General features: G+C 37.1%; 14 protein-coding genes and 1 tRNA gene. 12 read left to right on the forward strand and 3 right to left on the reverse strand.

Features of this window, described 5'->3' with window-relative positions:
• Nucleotides 1-139: 139 nt before the first annotated feature.
• A complete protein-coding gene (locus tag QM481_RS04260; RefSeq protein ID WP_095162257.1) occupies nucleotides 140-1,420 on the forward strand; it encodes an adenylosuccinate synthase in 1,281 nt (426 codons plus the stop codon).
• A 433-nt stretch (nucleotides 1,421-1,853) separates the two neighbouring features.
• On the opposite strand, the gene nudK is transcribed toward QM481_RS04260, so the two are convergent.
• A complete protein-coding gene (gene nudK, locus QM481_RS04265) occupies nucleotides 1,854-2,426 on the reverse strand; it encodes a GDP-mannose pyrophosphatase NudK (protein ID WP_283327535.1) in 573 nt (190 codons plus the stop codon).
• 71 nt (nucleotides 2,427-2,497) lie between these two features.
• On the opposite strand from nudK, the gene QM481_RS04270 reads away from it, so the two are divergent.
• Both QM481_RS04270 and QM481_RS04275 read left to right on the forward strand, forming a co-directional pair.
• Nucleotides 2,498-3,250, forward strand: a complete 753-nt coding sequence (locus tag QM481_RS04270) for a DeoR/GlpR family DNA-binding transcription regulator (protein ID WP_283380767.1) — start codon at nucleotides 2,498-2,500, stop codon at nucleotides 3,248-3,250.
• Between the two features lie 99 nt (nucleotides 3,251-3,349).
• Nucleotides 3,350-3,898: a hypothetical protein gene (locus QM481_RS04275; protein ID WP_283380768.1), complete on the forward strand. Its 549-nt coding sequence runs from the start codon at nucleotides 3,350-3,352 to the stop codon at nucleotides 3,896-3,898.
• 60 nt (nucleotides 3,899-3,958) lie between these two features.
• On the opposite strand, the gene tsaD is transcribed toward QM481_RS04275, so the two are convergent.
• Nucleotides 3,959-4,957 (reverse strand): tRNA (adenosine(37)-N6)-threonylcarbamoyltransferase complex transferase subunit TsaD, encoded by a 999-nt coding sequence (gene tsaD / locus QM481_RS04280; protein ID WP_166550280.1) that lies wholly within the window; start codon nucleotides 4,955-4,957, stop codon nucleotides 3,959-3,961.
• Between the two features lie 223 nt (nucleotides 4,958-5,180).
• Between tsaD and QM481_RS04285 the strand changes: the two genes are divergently transcribed.
• On the forward strand, nucleotides 5,181-9,689 hold the full coding sequence (locus tag QM481_RS04285) for a translocation/assembly module TamB domain-containing protein (protein ID WP_283380769.1): 4,509 nt from the start codon (nucleotides 5,181-5,183) through the stop codon (nucleotides 9,687-9,689).
• A 245-nt stretch (nucleotides 9,690-9,934) separates the two neighbouring features.
• On the opposite strand, the gene QM481_RS04290 is transcribed toward QM481_RS04285, so the two are convergent.
• Nucleotides 9,935-10,453, reverse strand: a complete 519-nt coding sequence (locus QM481_RS04290) for a DinB family protein (RefSeq protein ID WP_283380770.1) — start codon at nucleotides 10,451-10,453, stop codon at nucleotides 9,935-9,937.
• A 106-nt stretch (nucleotides 10,454-10,559) separates the two neighbouring features.
• Here QM481_RS04290 and QM481_RS04295 point away from each other — a divergent pair.
• The 8 genes from QM481_RS04295 (at nucleotide 10,560) to QM481_RS04330 (ending at nucleotide 17,772) form a co-directional block, all read left to right on the forward strand.
• Nucleotides 10,560-10,633 (forward strand) — tRNA-Asp (locus QM481_RS04295).
• A 225-nt stretch (nucleotides 10,634-10,858) separates the two neighbouring features.
• The gene (locus tag QM481_RS04300) at nucleotides 10,859-11,188 is read left to right on the forward strand and encodes a nucleotide pyrophosphohydrolase (protein ID WP_283380771.1); all 330 of its coding nucleotides are present in this window, start codon (nucleotides 10,859-10,861) and stop codon (nucleotides 11,186-11,188) included.
• The gene (locus tag QM481_RS04305) at nucleotides 11,185-13,389 is read left to right on the forward strand and encodes a DNA/RNA helicase domain-containing protein (RefSeq protein WP_283380772.1); all 2,205 of its coding nucleotides are present in this window, start codon (nucleotides 11,185-11,187) and stop codon (nucleotides 13,387-13,389) included. Before QM481_RS04300 ends, QM481_RS04305 begins: the two co-directional genes overlap by 4 nt.
• 206 nt (nucleotides 13,390-13,595) lie before the next feature.
• Nucleotides 13,596-14,189 (forward strand): hypothetical protein, encoded by a 594-nt coding sequence (locus tag QM481_RS04310; RefSeq protein WP_283380773.1) that lies wholly within the window; start codon nucleotides 13,596-13,598, stop codon nucleotides 14,187-14,189.
• Nucleotides 14,190-14,306: 117 nt separating this feature from the next.
• Nucleotides 14,307-14,909, forward strand: a complete 603-nt coding sequence (locus QM481_RS04315) for a 3'-5' exonuclease (protein ID WP_166550293.1) — start codon at nucleotides 14,307-14,309, stop codon at nucleotides 14,907-14,909.
• Between the two features lie 382 nt (nucleotides 14,910-15,291).
• Nucleotides 15,292-15,906 carry a conflict system bpX4 domain-containing protein gene (locus QM481_RS04320; RefSeq protein ID WP_283380774.1) on the forward strand — a complete coding sequence of 205 codons (615 nt, stop codon included), beginning with the start codon at nucleotides 15,292-15,294 and terminating at the stop codon, nucleotides 15,904-15,906.
• Entirely contained in the window at nucleotides 15,875-17,053 is a 1,179-nt protein-coding gene (locus QM481_RS04325) for an AAA family ATPase (protein WP_283380775.1), read from the forward strand. Before QM481_RS04320 ends, QM481_RS04325 begins: the two co-directional genes overlap by 32 nt.
• A complete protein-coding gene (locus tag QM481_RS04330; RefSeq protein ID WP_283380776.1) occupies nucleotides 17,026-17,772 on the forward strand; it encodes a hypothetical protein in 747 nt (248 codons plus the stop codon). The genes QM481_RS04325 and QM481_RS04330 overlap by 28 nt, the downstream gene beginning before the upstream one ends.
• Nucleotides 17,773-17,800: the final 28 nt, after the last annotated feature.

The raw sequence follows: 17,800 nt of genomic DNA on the forward strand, positions 1-17,800 counted from the left end.
TTCTCAAATTTCCTCCATAGATAAGGGCTTTTCCTAATAAGATTAGTTATCTTTGCCTTTCATTTCGTACCGCAGGCAATGGCCTGTAAAATTTCGTAACTCTAAATACGGGCGTAGCCTGTGATACCAAGTAATAAAAATGGCAGTAGATGTATTGTTGGGTTTGCAGTGGGGCGATGAAGGTAAAGGTAAAATCGTTGACGTTTTAGCTCCTAAATATCAAGTTGTTGCCCGCTTTCAAGGTGGCCCTAATGCTGGACACACATTAGAATTCGACGGATTCAAACATGTTTTGCATCAAATTCCTTCAGGAATTTTTCGTCAAGAGGTTCAAAACATCATCGGTAACGGTGTGGTTCTTGACCCAATCATCTTCAAAAAAGAAATCGATGGTCTTGCAAAGTACAATTTGAGCTTGCAACAAAACCTCGAAGTTTCAAAAAAAGCTTCTATTATCCTTCCTACTCACCGCTTGCTAGATGCAGCTTACGAAAAAGCTAAAGGTGACGCCAAAATCGGATCTACTCTAAAAGGTATCGGTCCAACTTACACAGACAAAATTTCTCGTCAAGGTTTGCGTGTTGGAGATATTATTTCACCAAACTTTAAAGCAAAATATGATGCGCTTGTAGCTCGTCATAAGGGTATTTTAGATGTTTATCAGTTTGAATATGATTTGACTGCTGCTGAACAAGAGTTCTTCGAAGCTGTTGAATTTATGAAACAATTCAACTTGGTAGATTCTGAATATTCTGTAAACAATGCGTTGACAGAAGGAAAAACTATCTTGGCTGAAGGTGCTCAAGGCTCTTTGCTTGATGTTGATTTTGGTTCATATCCTTTCGTAACCTCTTCAAATACTGTTACAGCTGGTGCTTGTACAGGTTTGGGCGTTGCTCCAAAAAACATTGGTGAAGTTTACGGTATCTTCAAAGCTTATGCTACACGTGTAGGTTCAGGTCCTTTCCCTACGGAATTGCTTGATGAGGTAGGTGAACGTATGCGTCAAGAAGGTCGTGAGTTTGGTTCAACTACAGGTCGTCCTCGTCGTTGTGGATGGATTGATCTTCCTGCATTGAAATATGCAATGATGATCAATGGCGTTACACAATTAGTCATGATGAAGGTTGACGTATTGAATATTTTCGAAGAAATCAACATTTGTACGGCTTACAAATTGCCAGATGGTACTATCACTGAGCAATTGCCTTACGATTTAACAGATACACAAGTAGAGCCTATCTACGAAACATTGAAAGGATGGAACACGTCTTTGGCTGGCTTAAGAACTTTCGAAAGCCTTCCTGCTGAATTGACAGGCTACATTGCTTTCTTGGAAGAAAAATTAGGCTTACCAATCAACTTTATCTCTACTGGTCCTGACCGTGATGAGTGTGTGTTGAGAGGTGCGTTAGCATAAACTATCGGCTTTGGGCTTTTAGCAATTGCTAAGTTAGACATGAGTCATTTCTAATTTTAGAGTATATTTAAAAAAATATTTAGCGGTTGTAGAAAAACGATATTTCCATTTGACACTCCTTACTTTTCTTCACTGGGCGTGCCCGTCTAACACAAGAAAAGTAAGGAGTGTCAAGAAATCCTAAACTCGCCTGCGGCTCAAACAACAGGATTTCAGAAATGCAAATACAATTTTTTCTTCTTCAATAGCTTCTAAAATTTAAACATGCTTTTAGAACTGAGCTTATTGTCAAACTATTCATCAAAAAAGGCGTTCGAAATGAGTTTTCGAACGCCTTTTTTGATAGTCTCTTAAAAAACACCTCTTTAGATGCAAAATTTGGTGTATCTGCAAATGAAATTCATCTTAAAATAATCACTCATGTATCACTCGATTAGAAATTTTTATGTAGTTGTAAATACTGCAACAACATAATTGTTTTTCCATCTTTGATTTCGCCTGTTTTTACCATATCTAAGGCCTGCTCAAAAGGTAATTCAAGGACATCTATTTCTTCGTCTTCAACTCCACCACCTTCATTTGCAACGTCTTCTTGTGAATACTCAGCAATAAAGAAATATAAAATTTCAGTTACCGAACCTGGACTCATATAGGCTTCAAAAACTTTTTCTACTTCCGAAATACGATAGCCCGTTTCTTCTTCAGTTTCTCGCTTGATAGCTGTTTCTGGTTCATCTTGGTCGAGCAAACCTGCGCAAGCTTCGATAAGCATTCCGTCTTTGTTGCCATTGACATAAGTGGGAATTCTAAACTGTCGAGTCAAAATCACCGTTTTTTTCTGACTATTGTATAAAAGAATGGTAGCGCCATTACCTCGGTCATAAACCTCACGAGATTGGGTTTCGACAATACCATTTTTGCGTTGATATTCAAACGTATATTTTTTTAAAATGTACCAATTGTCAGACAAAAGCTTTTCGTCGATAATTTTGATGGAAGAAGTCATAAAACCAATTTGATTATTTTTGATTGAAAATGATTATTTTTGATTAATTATTCAAAACAACTAAATTTTCTATGAATTACCAACTCCGCAAACAGCTTATTTTACAAACGGTCGAAGAAAAAGGCTCGGTGGAAGTCAAGGACTTAGCCGAATTGTTACAAACTTCTGAGATTACAGTTCGAAGAGATTTGGCAACCTTGTCTGAGCAAGGTCTTTTGTATCGCACACATGGCGGAGCTATGAAGATGAGTTTGGTACAAGCACCTACGAGTTTTGCCAACAAATCCACCAGCCGCATGGCTGAGAAAGACTATATCTGCCAACTAGCAAGTCAACTGATACAAGAGGGCGATGTGCTATTTTTGGATTGCGGAAGTACTGTATCTCGTTTATGCCAATTTATCAAACATAAACATATCAAAGTCATTACTAATTCGTTGCCAATTGTGTATGAATTAATGGGAACAGAGGTATCCGTAAATCTTATTGGTGGAGAGCTAGATGCAGAGCGACAAGCCATTCATGGAACGATTGCACTAGAGCATATCGCTCGTTATCAGGCCAATAAAGCATTTTTGGGTATCGACGGTATTTCGTTAGCTAGAGGGCTGAGTGCTGCCTCCGAAAAGGAAGCTAGTATTGCAACGACTCTTGCACAACATGCTCAACAGGTCATTTTGTTATGCGATGCCTCTAAGCTCGAAAAAGAAGCTTATCTACAATTTGCTTCCTTCGATATGCTCGATGTATTGATTACTGACGCCTCAGCAGATAAGGATTTATTGGTGAAGTATGAGCAAAAAGGCTTAAAAATTATTTGTTAGTATCTCAATAAGTAGAGTTTTTCTAAAAAGCTATTCCGATATTTGTATATTGGTTAGAGATATACCCTCTCTAATGCTATCACTTTTTCTTGGAGTCACATGGATAAATCTTTTTTACAATATCTTTTTTCAGAAGACATTATTTACAAAATTCCTGCTGATGCAGAGAACAAACAAGACCTTACGGTTCCCGTTGTAAAAGTATCTGAAGAAATTCAACTAGAAAAAGTACAAAAAACCGTAGCGCCACCAACACCTGCTCCTGTGGCGAGTGTGCCAGACTTTATTCCATATAATCCTAAAAATCAGGTGTTGATTCTGGTCGATAATATCAATCAAGAAGAAATGGAGCTTTTGGGGAAAATCTTGGGGGCAGTTCAATTGCAAATCAACCAAGTAGACTTATTGGACTTATCAAAAGTAGGCGATACGAGTCTAAAAAATATTTTGACTCAAAAATCACTTCGACAACTACTTACCTTTGGGGTATCTTTATTCAGAATACAATTAGAGATTCCTCTCACACCCTATCAGATTCGAGAAGTGCAAGGCGTAAGATTTTTGTATTCGGATGCTTTAGGAGAAATCAAAGACGACGTGACACGCAAAAAAGCCCTCTGGTCAGCGATGAAAGCCTTTTTTGCTTAAAAGTAAAAGCGTTTTGAATGAAATAAAATTCACTCAAAACGCTTTATTTATTATATCATTTTACCATGCCATTCGTGGCATAGGACTTACATCCTGACCACAAAATTCACCTTTTTCTGCTTTGAAATGTGCAGCCATTGCAATCATCCCAGCGTTGTCGGTACAATATTGAAACTGAGGAATATATACATTCCAACCCAACTCCTCTCCTAGTCGTTGCAATTCGGCACGCAAGCCTGAATTGGCCGACACCCCACCAGCAATCGCAATATCTTTAATTTTGTATTGCTTGGCTGCTTTCTTGAGTTTTTGAAGCAAAATTTTAATTAAGGTATGTTGCATTGAAGCACAAATATCCTTTATATTTTCTTCAACGAAATTAGGATTCTTGGCCGTTTCTTTCTGTAAAAAGTACAAAAATGCTGTTTTAATTCCAGAGAAAGAATAATTCAAACCTTGCATTTCGACAGTCGGAAACTCAAAGCGTAAAGGATTACCTTCCTTGGCATATTTGTCGATTAATGGTCCACCAGGATAAGGCAAATTCAATAGTTTGGCTGTTTTGTCAAAAGCTTCACCAACGGCGTCGTCTTGGGTTTCGCCAATAATTTCCATGTCGAGTGGCGAACGAACAAACACAATTTGTGTATGACCACCGCTGACTGTCAAACAAAGGAATGGAAACTGAGGCTTTGGCTCATCAATAAAATGCGCCAGAACGTGTGCTTGCATGTGGTGCACGTCGATCAATGGAATATTTAAACCAAGTGCCAAAGCTTTGGCAAAAGAAGTACCCACTAATAAAGAGCCCAAAAGCCCTGGTCCGCGTGTAAAAGCTATGGCATTTAGGTCAGATTTTGTTATCTTCGCTGTGGCTAAAGCTTCGGCTACTACAGGCACAATATGTTGCTGATGGGCACGGCTGGCAAGTTCGGGAACAACGCCGCCCCATTTTTGATGTATGGCTTGGCTTGCGACAATATTGGAATGAAGTTTGCCATCAATAATAACGGCTGCTGAACTGTCGTCGCAAGAGGATTCTATCGCTAAAATGGTCATGTTTCAAAATTTTTCACAAAGATAACCAATCATTTTTAAAGCTGGTTAACATTGACAAATAGGTAGCTTAGCAACCACGTCAGGTAAACATCTTTAAACTTAATATACGGCTTTTGCTTCTGTTTCGTTTTAAAAGCATAACATCCAAATCTATCTCTTAGTTTGAATCAGCGCAATATTCCGTCGATTCATATACCCAACCCCGATTACCATTTCGAGTTAAATGATTTTCAATGCACTCAAAATATCAACAAAAACAGTCCTTTATGCTTTAGTAGGGGTCATGATTTTGGTTGTATTATTGGTGTCGGTACTGAGAACTTCCTACGTACAAACGAAACTTGCACAATATTTTGCACCCAAAATTTCGACTGCCTTAGGCTATCCTATCGAAGTAGATAAAGTTACGATTCACTTTTTTGACGAAGCCACCCTCGAAGGCGTACGTGTGAAAGATTATCAAGGCTATCAGATGATAGATATTGAAAAACTAGATGTAGATTTTCAATTAAAAAGTTTGGTACAAGATAGCACCCAAAACGTACTCGATTATGTTCGTTTATTTCGTCCAAAGGTAGTTTTGGTTATTGATAAAAAAGGTGATTTGAATATTGATGAATTTATTCGTCGTATCAATAAACTTACTGCCTCCAAAGAACCTAGGCCCAAAAATCACAAGCCCTCCCCTTTTATTATTCGAGAAGCGGATATTCAGGATGGTATTTTTACCCTAAATGATGAATCTGAGCCTTATTTGAATAGTCGCCAATCTTTCGACCATTATCATTTTACGCTCCATGAATTAGAGGCGCACCTCAATGACTTTACCCTGATTAGAGATACGGTAAGTTTCAAAACCACCTTGAAAGGATATGATCGTTTTTCAAATACAAGAATCAAAGAGTTAACGACTAATTTCTTGATTTCGGATACGCAAATGCGTTTTGACAATCTGCTACTAAAGCTCAATAACTCGACGGTCAAAAATCAAATTTTGATGTCTTTCAAATCACAAAAAGACTTCAAGCATTGGAACTCCAAAGTCAGGATGCGAGCCAATTTTGATTCAACATTTGTGACTTCAGATGATTTAGGGCGGTTTGTCAACGATATGTATGAATTCAAAGATGCCTATTATTTGAATGGTAAATTTGATGGTATTGTTAACGATTTTAAACTCCAAAATTTTGATTTGTACTTTGGCAAAAAATCAAAATTGCGGGGTGATTTTGCCTTTAAAGGGCTACCTTCTATCTCAAAAGCTCACATGCAATTAGCGATGAAAAAATCGCATGTACAGGTAGAAGATTTACAAAATTATATCGGTCCTGATCCTGTAAAAGCAATTAAGAAATTTGGTTACGTCAATTTTGATGGGACTTTTATTGGAACCATTTCAGAGTTTAAAACTACAGGTTTACTCGAATCCGAATTAGGTAAATTGGACGTGGATGTGAGTATGGTACTCAAGCCAGAATCCGCCAAATCAACCTATTCGGGATTAGTCAAAGCACAGGAGTTTAAGATAGGAACTTTGCTGGAAGAGACCTTGCTTGGGAATGTCTCGCTCAATGGCAAAATTGAAGGTCATGGCTTTAGTTGGAAAGACTCTGAGCTTCAATTTGATGGCGATATCAATAGCTTGCAGTTTAATAAATATGACTACAAAAATGTGTATGTCAAAGGCAAACTAGCCAAGCAACTTTTTGATGGTCGGGTGATTGTGAATGATACCAACTTGGTTTTTAACCTTTATGGAAAAGTTGACTTAAGAAATCAAAAAGAACAAGTTGACCTTTTTGGCAAACTCACAAAAGCCAATTTGCGGAATCTATTTTTCACCAAAGACGATTGGCGCATTTCTACCTATTTGGATGTCGAATTTGATGGTATCAATGTCGACAAACTGAAAGGGGGAGCTTTGTTATATCATACCGTGTTGGGTTATAATACTCGCAATTTGTATGTAGATACGGTACGATTTACCTCAAAAATATTGCCTCAAGAGCGCTTATGGTCTTTGGAATCGCCGCAAGCAGATATTGCTTTTAAAGGAAAGTTTTTGCCCTCAAAAGCGACCCAAGATTTAATGCAACTAGTAAAAGAATATTCACTCTATTTTGTGGGTAATGAGCAAGAGCGAAATGACTATTATGCTAAAAAACCGTACTTCGTACCGCTCAACTATGAAATAGATTATTTGCTGACATTGAAGGACTTCTATCCCTTCATGGCGCTGGTATATCCTGAGGGAAAAATTTCTAAAAACACCCAATTTAAAGGTAGTTTTGGTATTGGTTCAACCTCTACTTTTTCATTAGAATCTAAAATTGACACCTTGATTTTGGGTAAAAACTACCAATTCTATGGTAGTCATATTGACCTCAATTCTTCCAAATTTTATAACTCTCCAGCGGTGCTAGCATCGGTGGTTTTGAATTCTCAAAAGCAAAAAATCAGTATTCTTGAACCTACCGAAAAGTTTGATTTAGAGGCATCATGGGGCGATGACAATAGCATTCGTTTTACGAGTAAAATTCGCCAACAAAATACTACCAACGAAGCTACACTCAATGGAACATTAGGCTTTATGCAAGAAGGTATATCGCTAAAATTCAATAAGTCGGAGTTTAAAGTATTGGACAAACGTTGGCAGATAAATCCTGAAAACCTAGTAACTATTGTTGGCAAAGACTTAGGAGCTCAAAACTTCATGATTGCCAATGATGACCAATATATTGCCTTAGATGGAAAAATTTCGGAAGACTCGACCGAGGCCATGAATTTTAAGGCTAAAAACTTTAGTCTGGAAACATTAGCCCCTGTCGTAGCTCTCAATATTAGTGGTACCGTCGATGCTGATGTATCTCTCAAAGAAGTTTATAAGCATATTAATGCCGACTCCCAACTGAGAATAGAAGGACTTACACTAGATAATTTCCTGATTGGTAATTTTGAAGGTTCTGGTATTTATGACCAAGAGGCACATATCGTTCGTTTGGATTATGACCTCGAACGCCTCAATAATCATATCCTGAAGTTTCAGGGAACGTATGACCCTATGCAGGAAACCAATTCTCTCAATTTGACCGCTAATCTAAACCAGACTAGTTTGCAGATTCTGGAGCCATTTACCAAAGGGGTATTCTCTAATTTGAAAGGAACAGCCAGCGGCGATTTGAAGATAACAGGCAACCTTCGCCACCCTATTTTCAATGGTGTTATAGATGTCAAAAAAGGCTCTTTGTTTTTTGACTATCTCAAAACTACCTTGAACTTCGAAGATAAAATCCACTTTGACGTCGATGAAATTTTTGCCAAGAAAATGACAGTTTATGACGACGAAGGCAATAAAGCGTCGCTAATGGGCGGGGTGTATTACGATGGTAGCAACAATTTTTCATTGGGTTTGAACTTGAATTTGTCCCGCTTCAAATTACTGAATACCACCAAACGAGACAACAACCTTTATTACGGAACAGGCTATGCCAGTGGCAAGGTATCCATAGACGGCCCGTTCAACAATATTGTGATTGATGCTAATTTGATTAGTGACAGAGGGACTCGATTGTACATTCCTTTGGACAATGCACAAGATGCTGGAAGTCAAGAAGAAATAGAGTTTTTGGTAGCAAAAAATCCAGACGAAAGTAAGAACGAGAAGAAGAAAAAAGAAGATACATCGAGTCGTATCCGAATGGATTTCAAATTTGAATTTACGCCTGACGCCTACGGAGAAGTCCAATTTGATAAGCAAACAGGCGACATTATGCGTGCTTATGGAGCAGGCAAAATCAACTTAAAAATCGATACTAAAGGCGACTTTAGCATGACTGGCGACTATGCTCTTGATAGAGGAGATTATACATTTACTTTCCAGAATATTATCAATAAAAAATTCTCTATTCAAAGAGGAAGTCGCATTAGTTGGTCTGGCAATCCGTATGAGGCAATGCTCGATATTAGAGCAGCGTATACACAAAATGTTAACTATTTGGGTTCTGTGATTGATACTGTTTCAACTGGTTCATCGACCTATAAAAACCGTCCAGAATTTACGCGTCGTTACCCTGTCGATGTCATTATTCAGTTGCGAGATAGGTTGTTGCAACCAGCTATTAGTTTCGATCTGAAATTACACGATTATCCACAAAACCCAGAATTTAACTCGGGGGTAACAGCGTTTCAAAACCGTATTCGTACCGATGAACAAGAGCTCAATCGACAGGTAAGTAATGTATTGCTTTTGGGTCAAATGGTATCCAATTCGGCAGCAGCTTTTGCTTCGGTCAATTTGGTCAATAACCTAATGGAATTGGCTTCTAATCAGTTGAGTAATGTATTTTCAAAGATTGACCAAAACCTCAATGTCGACTTAACTTTCAACGGAAGTGGCTTGAATCAGGACTTAATCAATAATCTCCAGTTACGTTTTTCATACAACTTCAACGATAGATTCAGAATCACCCGAAGTGGTGGTTTTACTACCGCATTAAACCAAACCAATGCCCTATCATTGATTGGAGACTGGTCGTTAGAATGGTTTATTCAGCGTGACGGAAGTTTGCGTTTGAAGACCTACAACCGTAATGTACAAACCTCTATATTGGGTTCTTTAAACACCCAATATCAAACCTTCACCTCAGGAGGGATGTCGATCCTTTATTCAAAAAGTTTCAACTATTTGTTTCCTAACAAGTACAAAAAACCAGCTAAAGAAACAACAGAATAGAGGTTTTTGGATTTCGGATGTGGGATTTCGGATTGCGGAAGTAGGGCAATTTAGCTTACACCTTTATAGAGCCATATATATCCGAAATCCCACATTAGGACTGTACGAAGTATTTCAAACAATTTCAGATTTGGGATTTGGGATTTCTGATTTCGGAAATGTAGAAATATACCTTTATTTTTTACAAAATATAGCATCTTACACTTCTGAAATCCAACATCCGAAATCCGAAATTTCAAAGTTGCCTATCCCAAATATCTCTCACGTATAATTGATAAGTGATGGGCTTCATGACCTGCGATAGCCCAAGCGTAAGCCCGAGCAGATACCGCAAAACCATTGGCATTTCCCATGCGTGAGGCCACGTCCTCTGTCATGGAGCGGTAAAGAGCAATCGACGACTCACGGACTAGGCGATATTGCTCCAATAAATCCTCGAAAGGTTGAGATTCGAAGTTGGCAGCCTCCATATATTCATTTTCATCAAAGCCCGGCAAAGGATTTTTTTCGCCACGGGCAATACATACAGAACGATAAGAAAAAATACGTTCAGTGTCGGTGATATGTCCCAATAATTCCTGAATTGACCACTTTCCTTCGGCGTAACGGTATTTTTGTTGCTCAACCGACAAATTTTTCATCAAAAAAAGTACTTCTTCTTTCTGTTTGATAAGCATCTCAATAACATCCTGACTATCAGAATACTCTATATATCTTGAGAAATACTTATGTTGAGGATACTCAGATTTTTCGGCCTGTCTCATAATTTTTTTTGCTTTTTTTTTACAAAAGTATTGACTTCTCCAAAAAAAGCACTAATTTTGCATCACAATTCAGCAACGCAATCGCAAAAAGCAAAAATTGTACAAAGGTTTGGTAGTTCAGTTGGTTAGAATACATGCCTGTCACGCATGGGGTCGCGGGTTCGAGTCCCGTCCAGACCGCAAAAGCTCAGAAAGAAATTTCTGAGCTTTTTTTGTGTTTAATGCAATTCAATATTTTACCATTATATTATATTATTTTCCCCTTAGAAGTCCTCCTTATAAAAGTTTCTTTTGCTTGCATACCTCAAAATATAGAACTTTCCAGCATTTCATCTAAAAGCAATTATATTTGCTTTTACTATATAGTTTATCTAATTTTTCAGCACACCCAAAATCTAAATCTATATGTCAGAAAATCAAGAAATAATTCAACAGCTTGTCAACTTCAGAAATGAACGCGACTGGGAACAATTCCATAACCCCAAAGACCTAGCATTGGCTTTAAGTATTGAATCGTCTGAGTTGCTTGAGTTATTCCTTTGGAAAAAGCCTGAAGATGCCAATGTTGAGAAAATTAAAGAAGAGCTTGCCGATGTATTTGCGTATGCCTTCTTACTAGCTGATAAATATCAATTGGACGTAAAAGAGATTGTATTGGAGAAAATACAACAAAATGCTCAAAAATACCCCGTAGATAAATCAAAAGGAAATGCAAAGAAATACAATGAACTATGATAAACACCAACGCACTAAAAATTAAAAAATACCTCTTCAACACCCATACACCAAACTTACTACAAGAATCAGACCTACTAACAAATTACTGGCCAATTGTTTACATATTGAGTGATGATAAGGTTCATCATGCCTATGTTGGAGAAACGACTGATGCTTTAGCCAGAATGAATGCGCACCTGAGAAATGAGAAAAAGAATCAGTTAACTTCTGTTATAATTATATCTAGTGAATGGTTCAATAAATCAGCGACATTAGATATAGAAGCCAATCTCATTAAATATATGTCAGGTGATGGCAAATATTGCTTACTCAATGCAAACGTTGGTATTGCAAACCATAATTACTATCAAAAAAAGGAAGTTTACTGGCAGTTATTTCAAAACCTTTGGACTCAACTAAGAATGCAAGGTCTTGCAAAGCATTCTTTAGAGCATATTAGTAATTCTGACCTTTTCAAATACTCTCCTTACAAAACACTATCTTTTGAGCAAAAGGAGGGTCTAATGAATATTATGCGCTGTTTATTAGATGAAAAGTATAGAGATTTTATCATCGAAGGGGGCGCAGGTACTGGAAAAACCATTCTAGGAATTTTTCTTTTTAAACTTTTACATTCAGATAATAAAGATTTCAATTTTAAGGAGTTTGGTGAAGATGAGTCTGCCTTTATTCAACTAGTACAAAAATTAAAAGAAAAATATCCATATCCTACCATGGCACTTGTAGTGCCCATGTCTTCATTTAGAAAGACACTCCAGAAAGTATTTAAGAATATTAAAGGTTTAACTTCTTCTATGGTTATTGGACCTGCCGAGGTTTCCAAAAATCAATATGATATCATCCTAGTTGATGAATCACACCGCCTTCGGAGACGTGTTAATCTGGGCACATATTTTAAAGCATTTGACGATGCCTGTGCTAGGCTAGGATTTAACAAAGAAGAGGCAAATGAATTAGATTGGGTACTCAAGCAGTCGAAAAAAACACTTTTGTTTTATGATTCTAATCAGTCTATTAAGCCCTCTGATGTCAAGCAACAATATTTCGATTTACTAAAGGAGCGTTCTGGTACTTATGTCTTTCAACTAAAATCTCAATTTAGAGTTCACGGAGGAAACTCATATGTTCAATTTATTGACAGTTTGCTGAAATGTGATGTTGAAGCTCTTACAAAGAAACATAAGTCCTTAAATTATGAGCTTAGATTATTCAAAAATCTCCAACAGATGGTTGATGCTATCAAGCTTAGAGATCAAGAGTATGGACTTTCAAGACTTATTGCAGGCTACTCTTGGGAGTGGATCTCCAAGAATGACTCATCCAAATATGATATTGAAATAGAGGATGTTAAATTACGTTGGAATAGTGTCTCAGAAGATTGGATTAATTCAGCAAACGCTCTAAATGAGGTAGGTTGTATTCATACAACACAAGGTTATGACCTTAACTATTCAGGAATCATCTTTGGAAATGAAATCACTTACAATGAGTCTACCAATCAGATTGAGATATTAGCTCATAAGTATTTTGATAAAAATGGGAAAACTTCGATTAAAGACTCAGAAGAGCTAAAAAACTATATTATCAATATCTATAAAACTATTTTGCTAAGAGGAATCAAAGGAACCTTCATTTATGCATGCGATGAAAAATTAAGAGATTATTTAGCTCAATATATTGAACTAGAAGCCGAAATAGAAGAGGAAAAGCAGAAACCGCTATTTTTTAATAGAAACGAGATTTCTCCTTTTAAAGATGCTATTCCTTATTATCATTTAAAAGCATCGGCAGGGCTATTTAGCGAAGCCCAAAACTTTTATGATGACGAAACACAATGGTTAAAAATAGAAGGAGATATAAGAATTTCACAAGATAGTTTTGCTATCAGTGTCTTAGGAAACTCCATGAACAAAATTATTCCTAATGGAGCGACTTGTTTATTCTCAAGATATCATTCTGGTTCGAGGAATGGAAAAATTGTTTTGGTAGAACTCACTGACCTTCAAGACCCCGATACGGGTTCGGCTTATACAGTAAAAGAGTACCAAAGTTTCAAAACGGTAAATGAAGACGGATGGTATCATCAATCTATCGTTTTAAAACCTCTATCAAATGACTCTAGCTATAAAGACCTTGTTTTATCTGAAAGTGATACAAATCACCATAGAGTAATTGGTATTTTTGAAAGAGTTATCTAAATCCAACAATAAATCGAAATGGCTAAAAGATTAAGCTTCAAGTTATTTTTAGCTGGCATTCACTAATCTTTCCATTAAATTATTCAACTTTAAAGAATACATTTTAATTTTGCCATACAAATCAGATATTAGTCTTATTGGGTTTTCAAATTAGAGCACTAAATAATACTAATATCCCTTTCATTACCAATACCACCACCTTATTTATGACTGTAGGAATTTTATTTTTGATTATTGGGGCGATTGTTTTTGTGTTTTTAAAAAATGAAAATTCTCCACAAACTACACAGCATTACAACGATTACGACACTGATTACTCCTCCTCTAGCGACTACTCGCCCGAACATGAAAAGGGTGAGGCTTTTGAGAAATATGTGGTCCAAAAATTTTCAAGAAATCTCTTCAAGGTAAAAGAGTGGCGTGGCGATAAGTTTGTGAATGGGCAATATGCCGAAACTACCACCTATCCCGACCTTACGCTAGAATTTAACTTTCGTGATATTGCACAGACTTTTGCGGTTGAATGCAAATACCGTAGCGACTATTATCGCGATGGCATAGAATGGTGTAAGCCTTACCAGCTCGAAAATTATAGGCATTATGCCCAGCGTTTTCGAATGCCTGTTTTTGTGGTCATTGGCGTTGGATATTCACCTTATGAACCTGACGAATTGTATGTGATTCCGCTCAAGGCGTTGCATCATACTTTTGTTACTAGGGCTTTTTTGAAAAACTATCAGAAATATAATTTTCAAGAATCTAACTTCTTTTTTGACCCTCAAACCCACACTTTGCGCTGATTTGATATACTTTTTGGCGTCTTTTGCTTGGTCTTTAGATGGTTCTCTTAAATTTGTAGTTTGCCTTATTGGTAAAATATTTTTTTTGAATCATTTACAAACCTAATATTAAATCGTATGCCTTATTTGATACTCGATTTAGAAATGTCAGGCCAAGAGGCTGGCTATCATGATATCATTCAGATTGGCGCTCTTTTAGCAGATAATGATTGGAAGGTACTTTCCAAATTTGAGACGCTCGTATATCCAGATAACGAAGAAACATTTTCGAGTTATTCCGAAAAAGTCCACGGAATTTCATTAGAAGATTTAGAAGATGCCCCTTCCTCGTACGATGCCTTGGAGGATTTTGAGACTTGGATTCGTAAGACACTTCGCCGCGATAGTCATGAGCGTCTGCATGATGTAGTAATTTGTGGACAAAGCGTCATCAACGATATTAATTTTCTCAAAGCTACCTACGATGACCTCAATATTGATTGGCCATTTTCTTTCAAATTAGTTGACTTGATGAGTATTTCGGTATTGATGTTTCAGGTATTTGAAAACAACAAAATGGCAACACCCAAGTCGTATAGTCTCAAATCTGTAGCCGATTACTTTGGCATATACCGCAAAGACACTACGCACAATGCCTTAGAGGATGCCGATATTACGTATCAGTGTTTTAAAAAGTATTTTGAGTTGGCAAAACAGGCAAAACTACCCACCAATTCTTAACGCCAATATCATTGTTTAAAGCGTATTAATGCAATTTTATTTTGAATTAATACGCTTTAGACTGTAAGCCGTATGCATTAGGCAAAAATCTATTCATGCTTTTTTTAAAACTCTTTTATACTTTAAACTTACGGAATATGGCTTAATACCTATTACGGTTTACCCGATTTTAGCTCTAGGCTTTATGCGGTAGGCTAAAAGTTAAATAGTATTTCTCATGAAGTAATAGAATCTTTTTTGCATAAAGCATATTAATGCAACTTTATTTTGCATTAATACTTGCTCGCTCCAGTATTATCTCCTGACTTTGAATCTTTTATCTTCCTTCGTCAAAACTTCTTAGATTTTTGTATATTGCTTTTCTATAACTGAACACCTGACCATGAACTCAACCTATTTTGTGGATTTGCTTCAGACCATTCGGGAAGAAGAAAGCGCCATTCTTTATAATAATCTCCCTGAAATTTCGGATGCCGAAAAGCAACAAGCTATTATATATCTTAGAAAAACATACAATGAGGAATGTATAGGTTATCCACGTGGTTATCCTCCTTTTGATGAAAAAGCTGCCTTGTGGGGAGCACAAATACTCTATATTGCTTGTCAATTAGTCTTATTCAGAAAACAAAACCTTGAGGATATACAGGTTTTATTAAACGACTTCTCTAGTCCTAAAACACCAAGTACGATACTTTCAGCAGACTTAATGCTTCGTTTTCTTCCGAGTGTAATCGAAATACTCCAGTCTTTAACGCCTGAAGATCCTTTGATAGAACTATTAACCCAATTGCTGGAAAAATGGCATTATTCGGGAATAGCTTTTCCACTTAATAGTGAAAATCTTTCTTTCGAAACGGAACTTCAAGATCCTTGTCTTCGACAATTATACCTTGATAGAGTTGTCGAAAATTCAAGACTAGACCTTATAGAAAACCCTATATTGAACCCTCTCTTGAGAGCCAACTATGGAATTCATTACCAATACTTTACCCGCTAAACAACTTCATTTACACATGAATGCTATTGCCCAATTAAACCAAGTTTTAGAATACCTCAAAAACACCTTTGTAGGAAAAGATGAAATTATAGATTTACTAGGAATTTGCCTTGTAGCTCGTGAAAATGCCTTTTTACTTGGTCCTCCAGGCACGGCCAAAAGTGCTATTGTTCGCGCCCTATCACAATGTATTGTCGACGGAAATAATTTTGAATACCTCCTCACACGTTTTACTGAACCTAGTGAAATTTTTGGCCCATTTGATATTAGAAAGCTTAAGGAAGGCGAACTTCTCACCAACACAGAAGGCATGATGCCTGAAGCATCGTTGGTGTTTCTGGATGAAATCTTCAACGCTAATAGTGCTATTCTTAACAGCCTCCTCATGGCCTTGAATGAGCGCATCTTTAGAAGAGGTCGAGAAACTCGATTGCTTCCTGCGTTGATGTTTGTAGGTGCTAGTAACCAACTGCCACAAGAAGAAACGCTCAATGCATTGCTAGATAGATTTTTGATCAGGGTCAACTGCAACTATGTAGCTCCCGACCAATTAGAACAGGTATTGATTCAAGGTTGGAAACAACAGAAAAATCCTATTCAAGATATTCCTAGTATTACCCCAAATGCGATCAAGGACTTACAAGCCATGAGTAAAAACATAGATTTGAGCCCTATTCGTGCCCAATACGTCGATTTGATTCATAGTTTACGCAATACAGGATTTAGTGTATCAGATAGGCGAGCGGTTAAAATCCAAAATTTGATTGCAGCATCTGCCCTATTGGCTGGTAGACAAGAGGTTATTACTTCCGACCTTTGGGTGATGCGCAATATCTGGGACACCGAAGAGCAAATTGAAACGCTGCAAGCCATGATTGAGGGAGTCATAGGAAAAGAACCTATTCCTGATAGCCACCCTCAAGCTTTTCAAAATGCCTTACCAGATGCGGAGGTACTTATGCAAGAAATTATTTCATTAACAGAGCGCTGGAAACAATCAGCAGAGAATTGGGAAGAGAAAAATCTCATTAAAGATCAATTACGTTTTTTACAAAATCGTAATAACTGGTTGCAATCAGAGGAAAAACGTCGATATATCCAACAAAACATAGATGCATTATGGCAAAAAATCTTGGCACAGAGTTAGGGGCTTTTTACCTATGCACTTCAATTAAAGACGGGCGTTTTTGGGGTAGCATTCGTCATTGGGAAAATCTGAGTATTGCTTATGAAGGCGATAATATTTGGTTAAGAGGATTGACATTAACACAAACTCAATCTGTGGAAGTGAGGAGTTTGCTACACAAGCAACTTTTTGTCCAAAAAGAAGAAAAACTCTTTAAAGTAGGAAGCTTATTACCTGAAAGAAGCATCCCAGATTTAGAGTGGATACCTCTCAAAAAAGCTGTTGGTATAGAGTTGCCGAGTTTTAATTTCAACTTTTTTTATTTATCCGAAAAAGTAAGATTTGATTTGGTTCAAGCAACACAGCTACGGGAGTCTGTAGCTATGCTAGTGGATTTATCGGTATTGAAAGACTATGTAGAAACCGCTCCAGCTTTACGACTATCGGTTTTAAAATGGGTCATATTGGGAAGTCAACAAGCTTTTGTATTAGGGGCTCCCCTATTACCAATACAAGGGCTTAGTTTTTGGCAAAAAGGAAGATGTTTTTTCCCTGATGGTCTACAACCGGAGTTCCCAATTTTGTTACCTACACTAGAACAAAAACTCGTTAGCAATCCACTAGACTATCTGGTATTTAACTCCAATGGCCAAATACTTACAGTTTCAGCCTATCAGTTCAAGCAACTTTCGAGAAGTTCTTTTAGACTAAGCTATGAGAAAACCCGTGCATCACACTAACTATTGAACCACATTGCCTATTGAATGA

It is taken from the genome of Flectobacillus rivi, assembly GCF_030056655.1.
In the GTDB taxonomy this organism is placed as follows: domain Bacteria; phylum Bacteroidota; class Bacteroidia; order Cytophagales; family Spirosomataceae; genus Flectobacillus; species Flectobacillus rivi.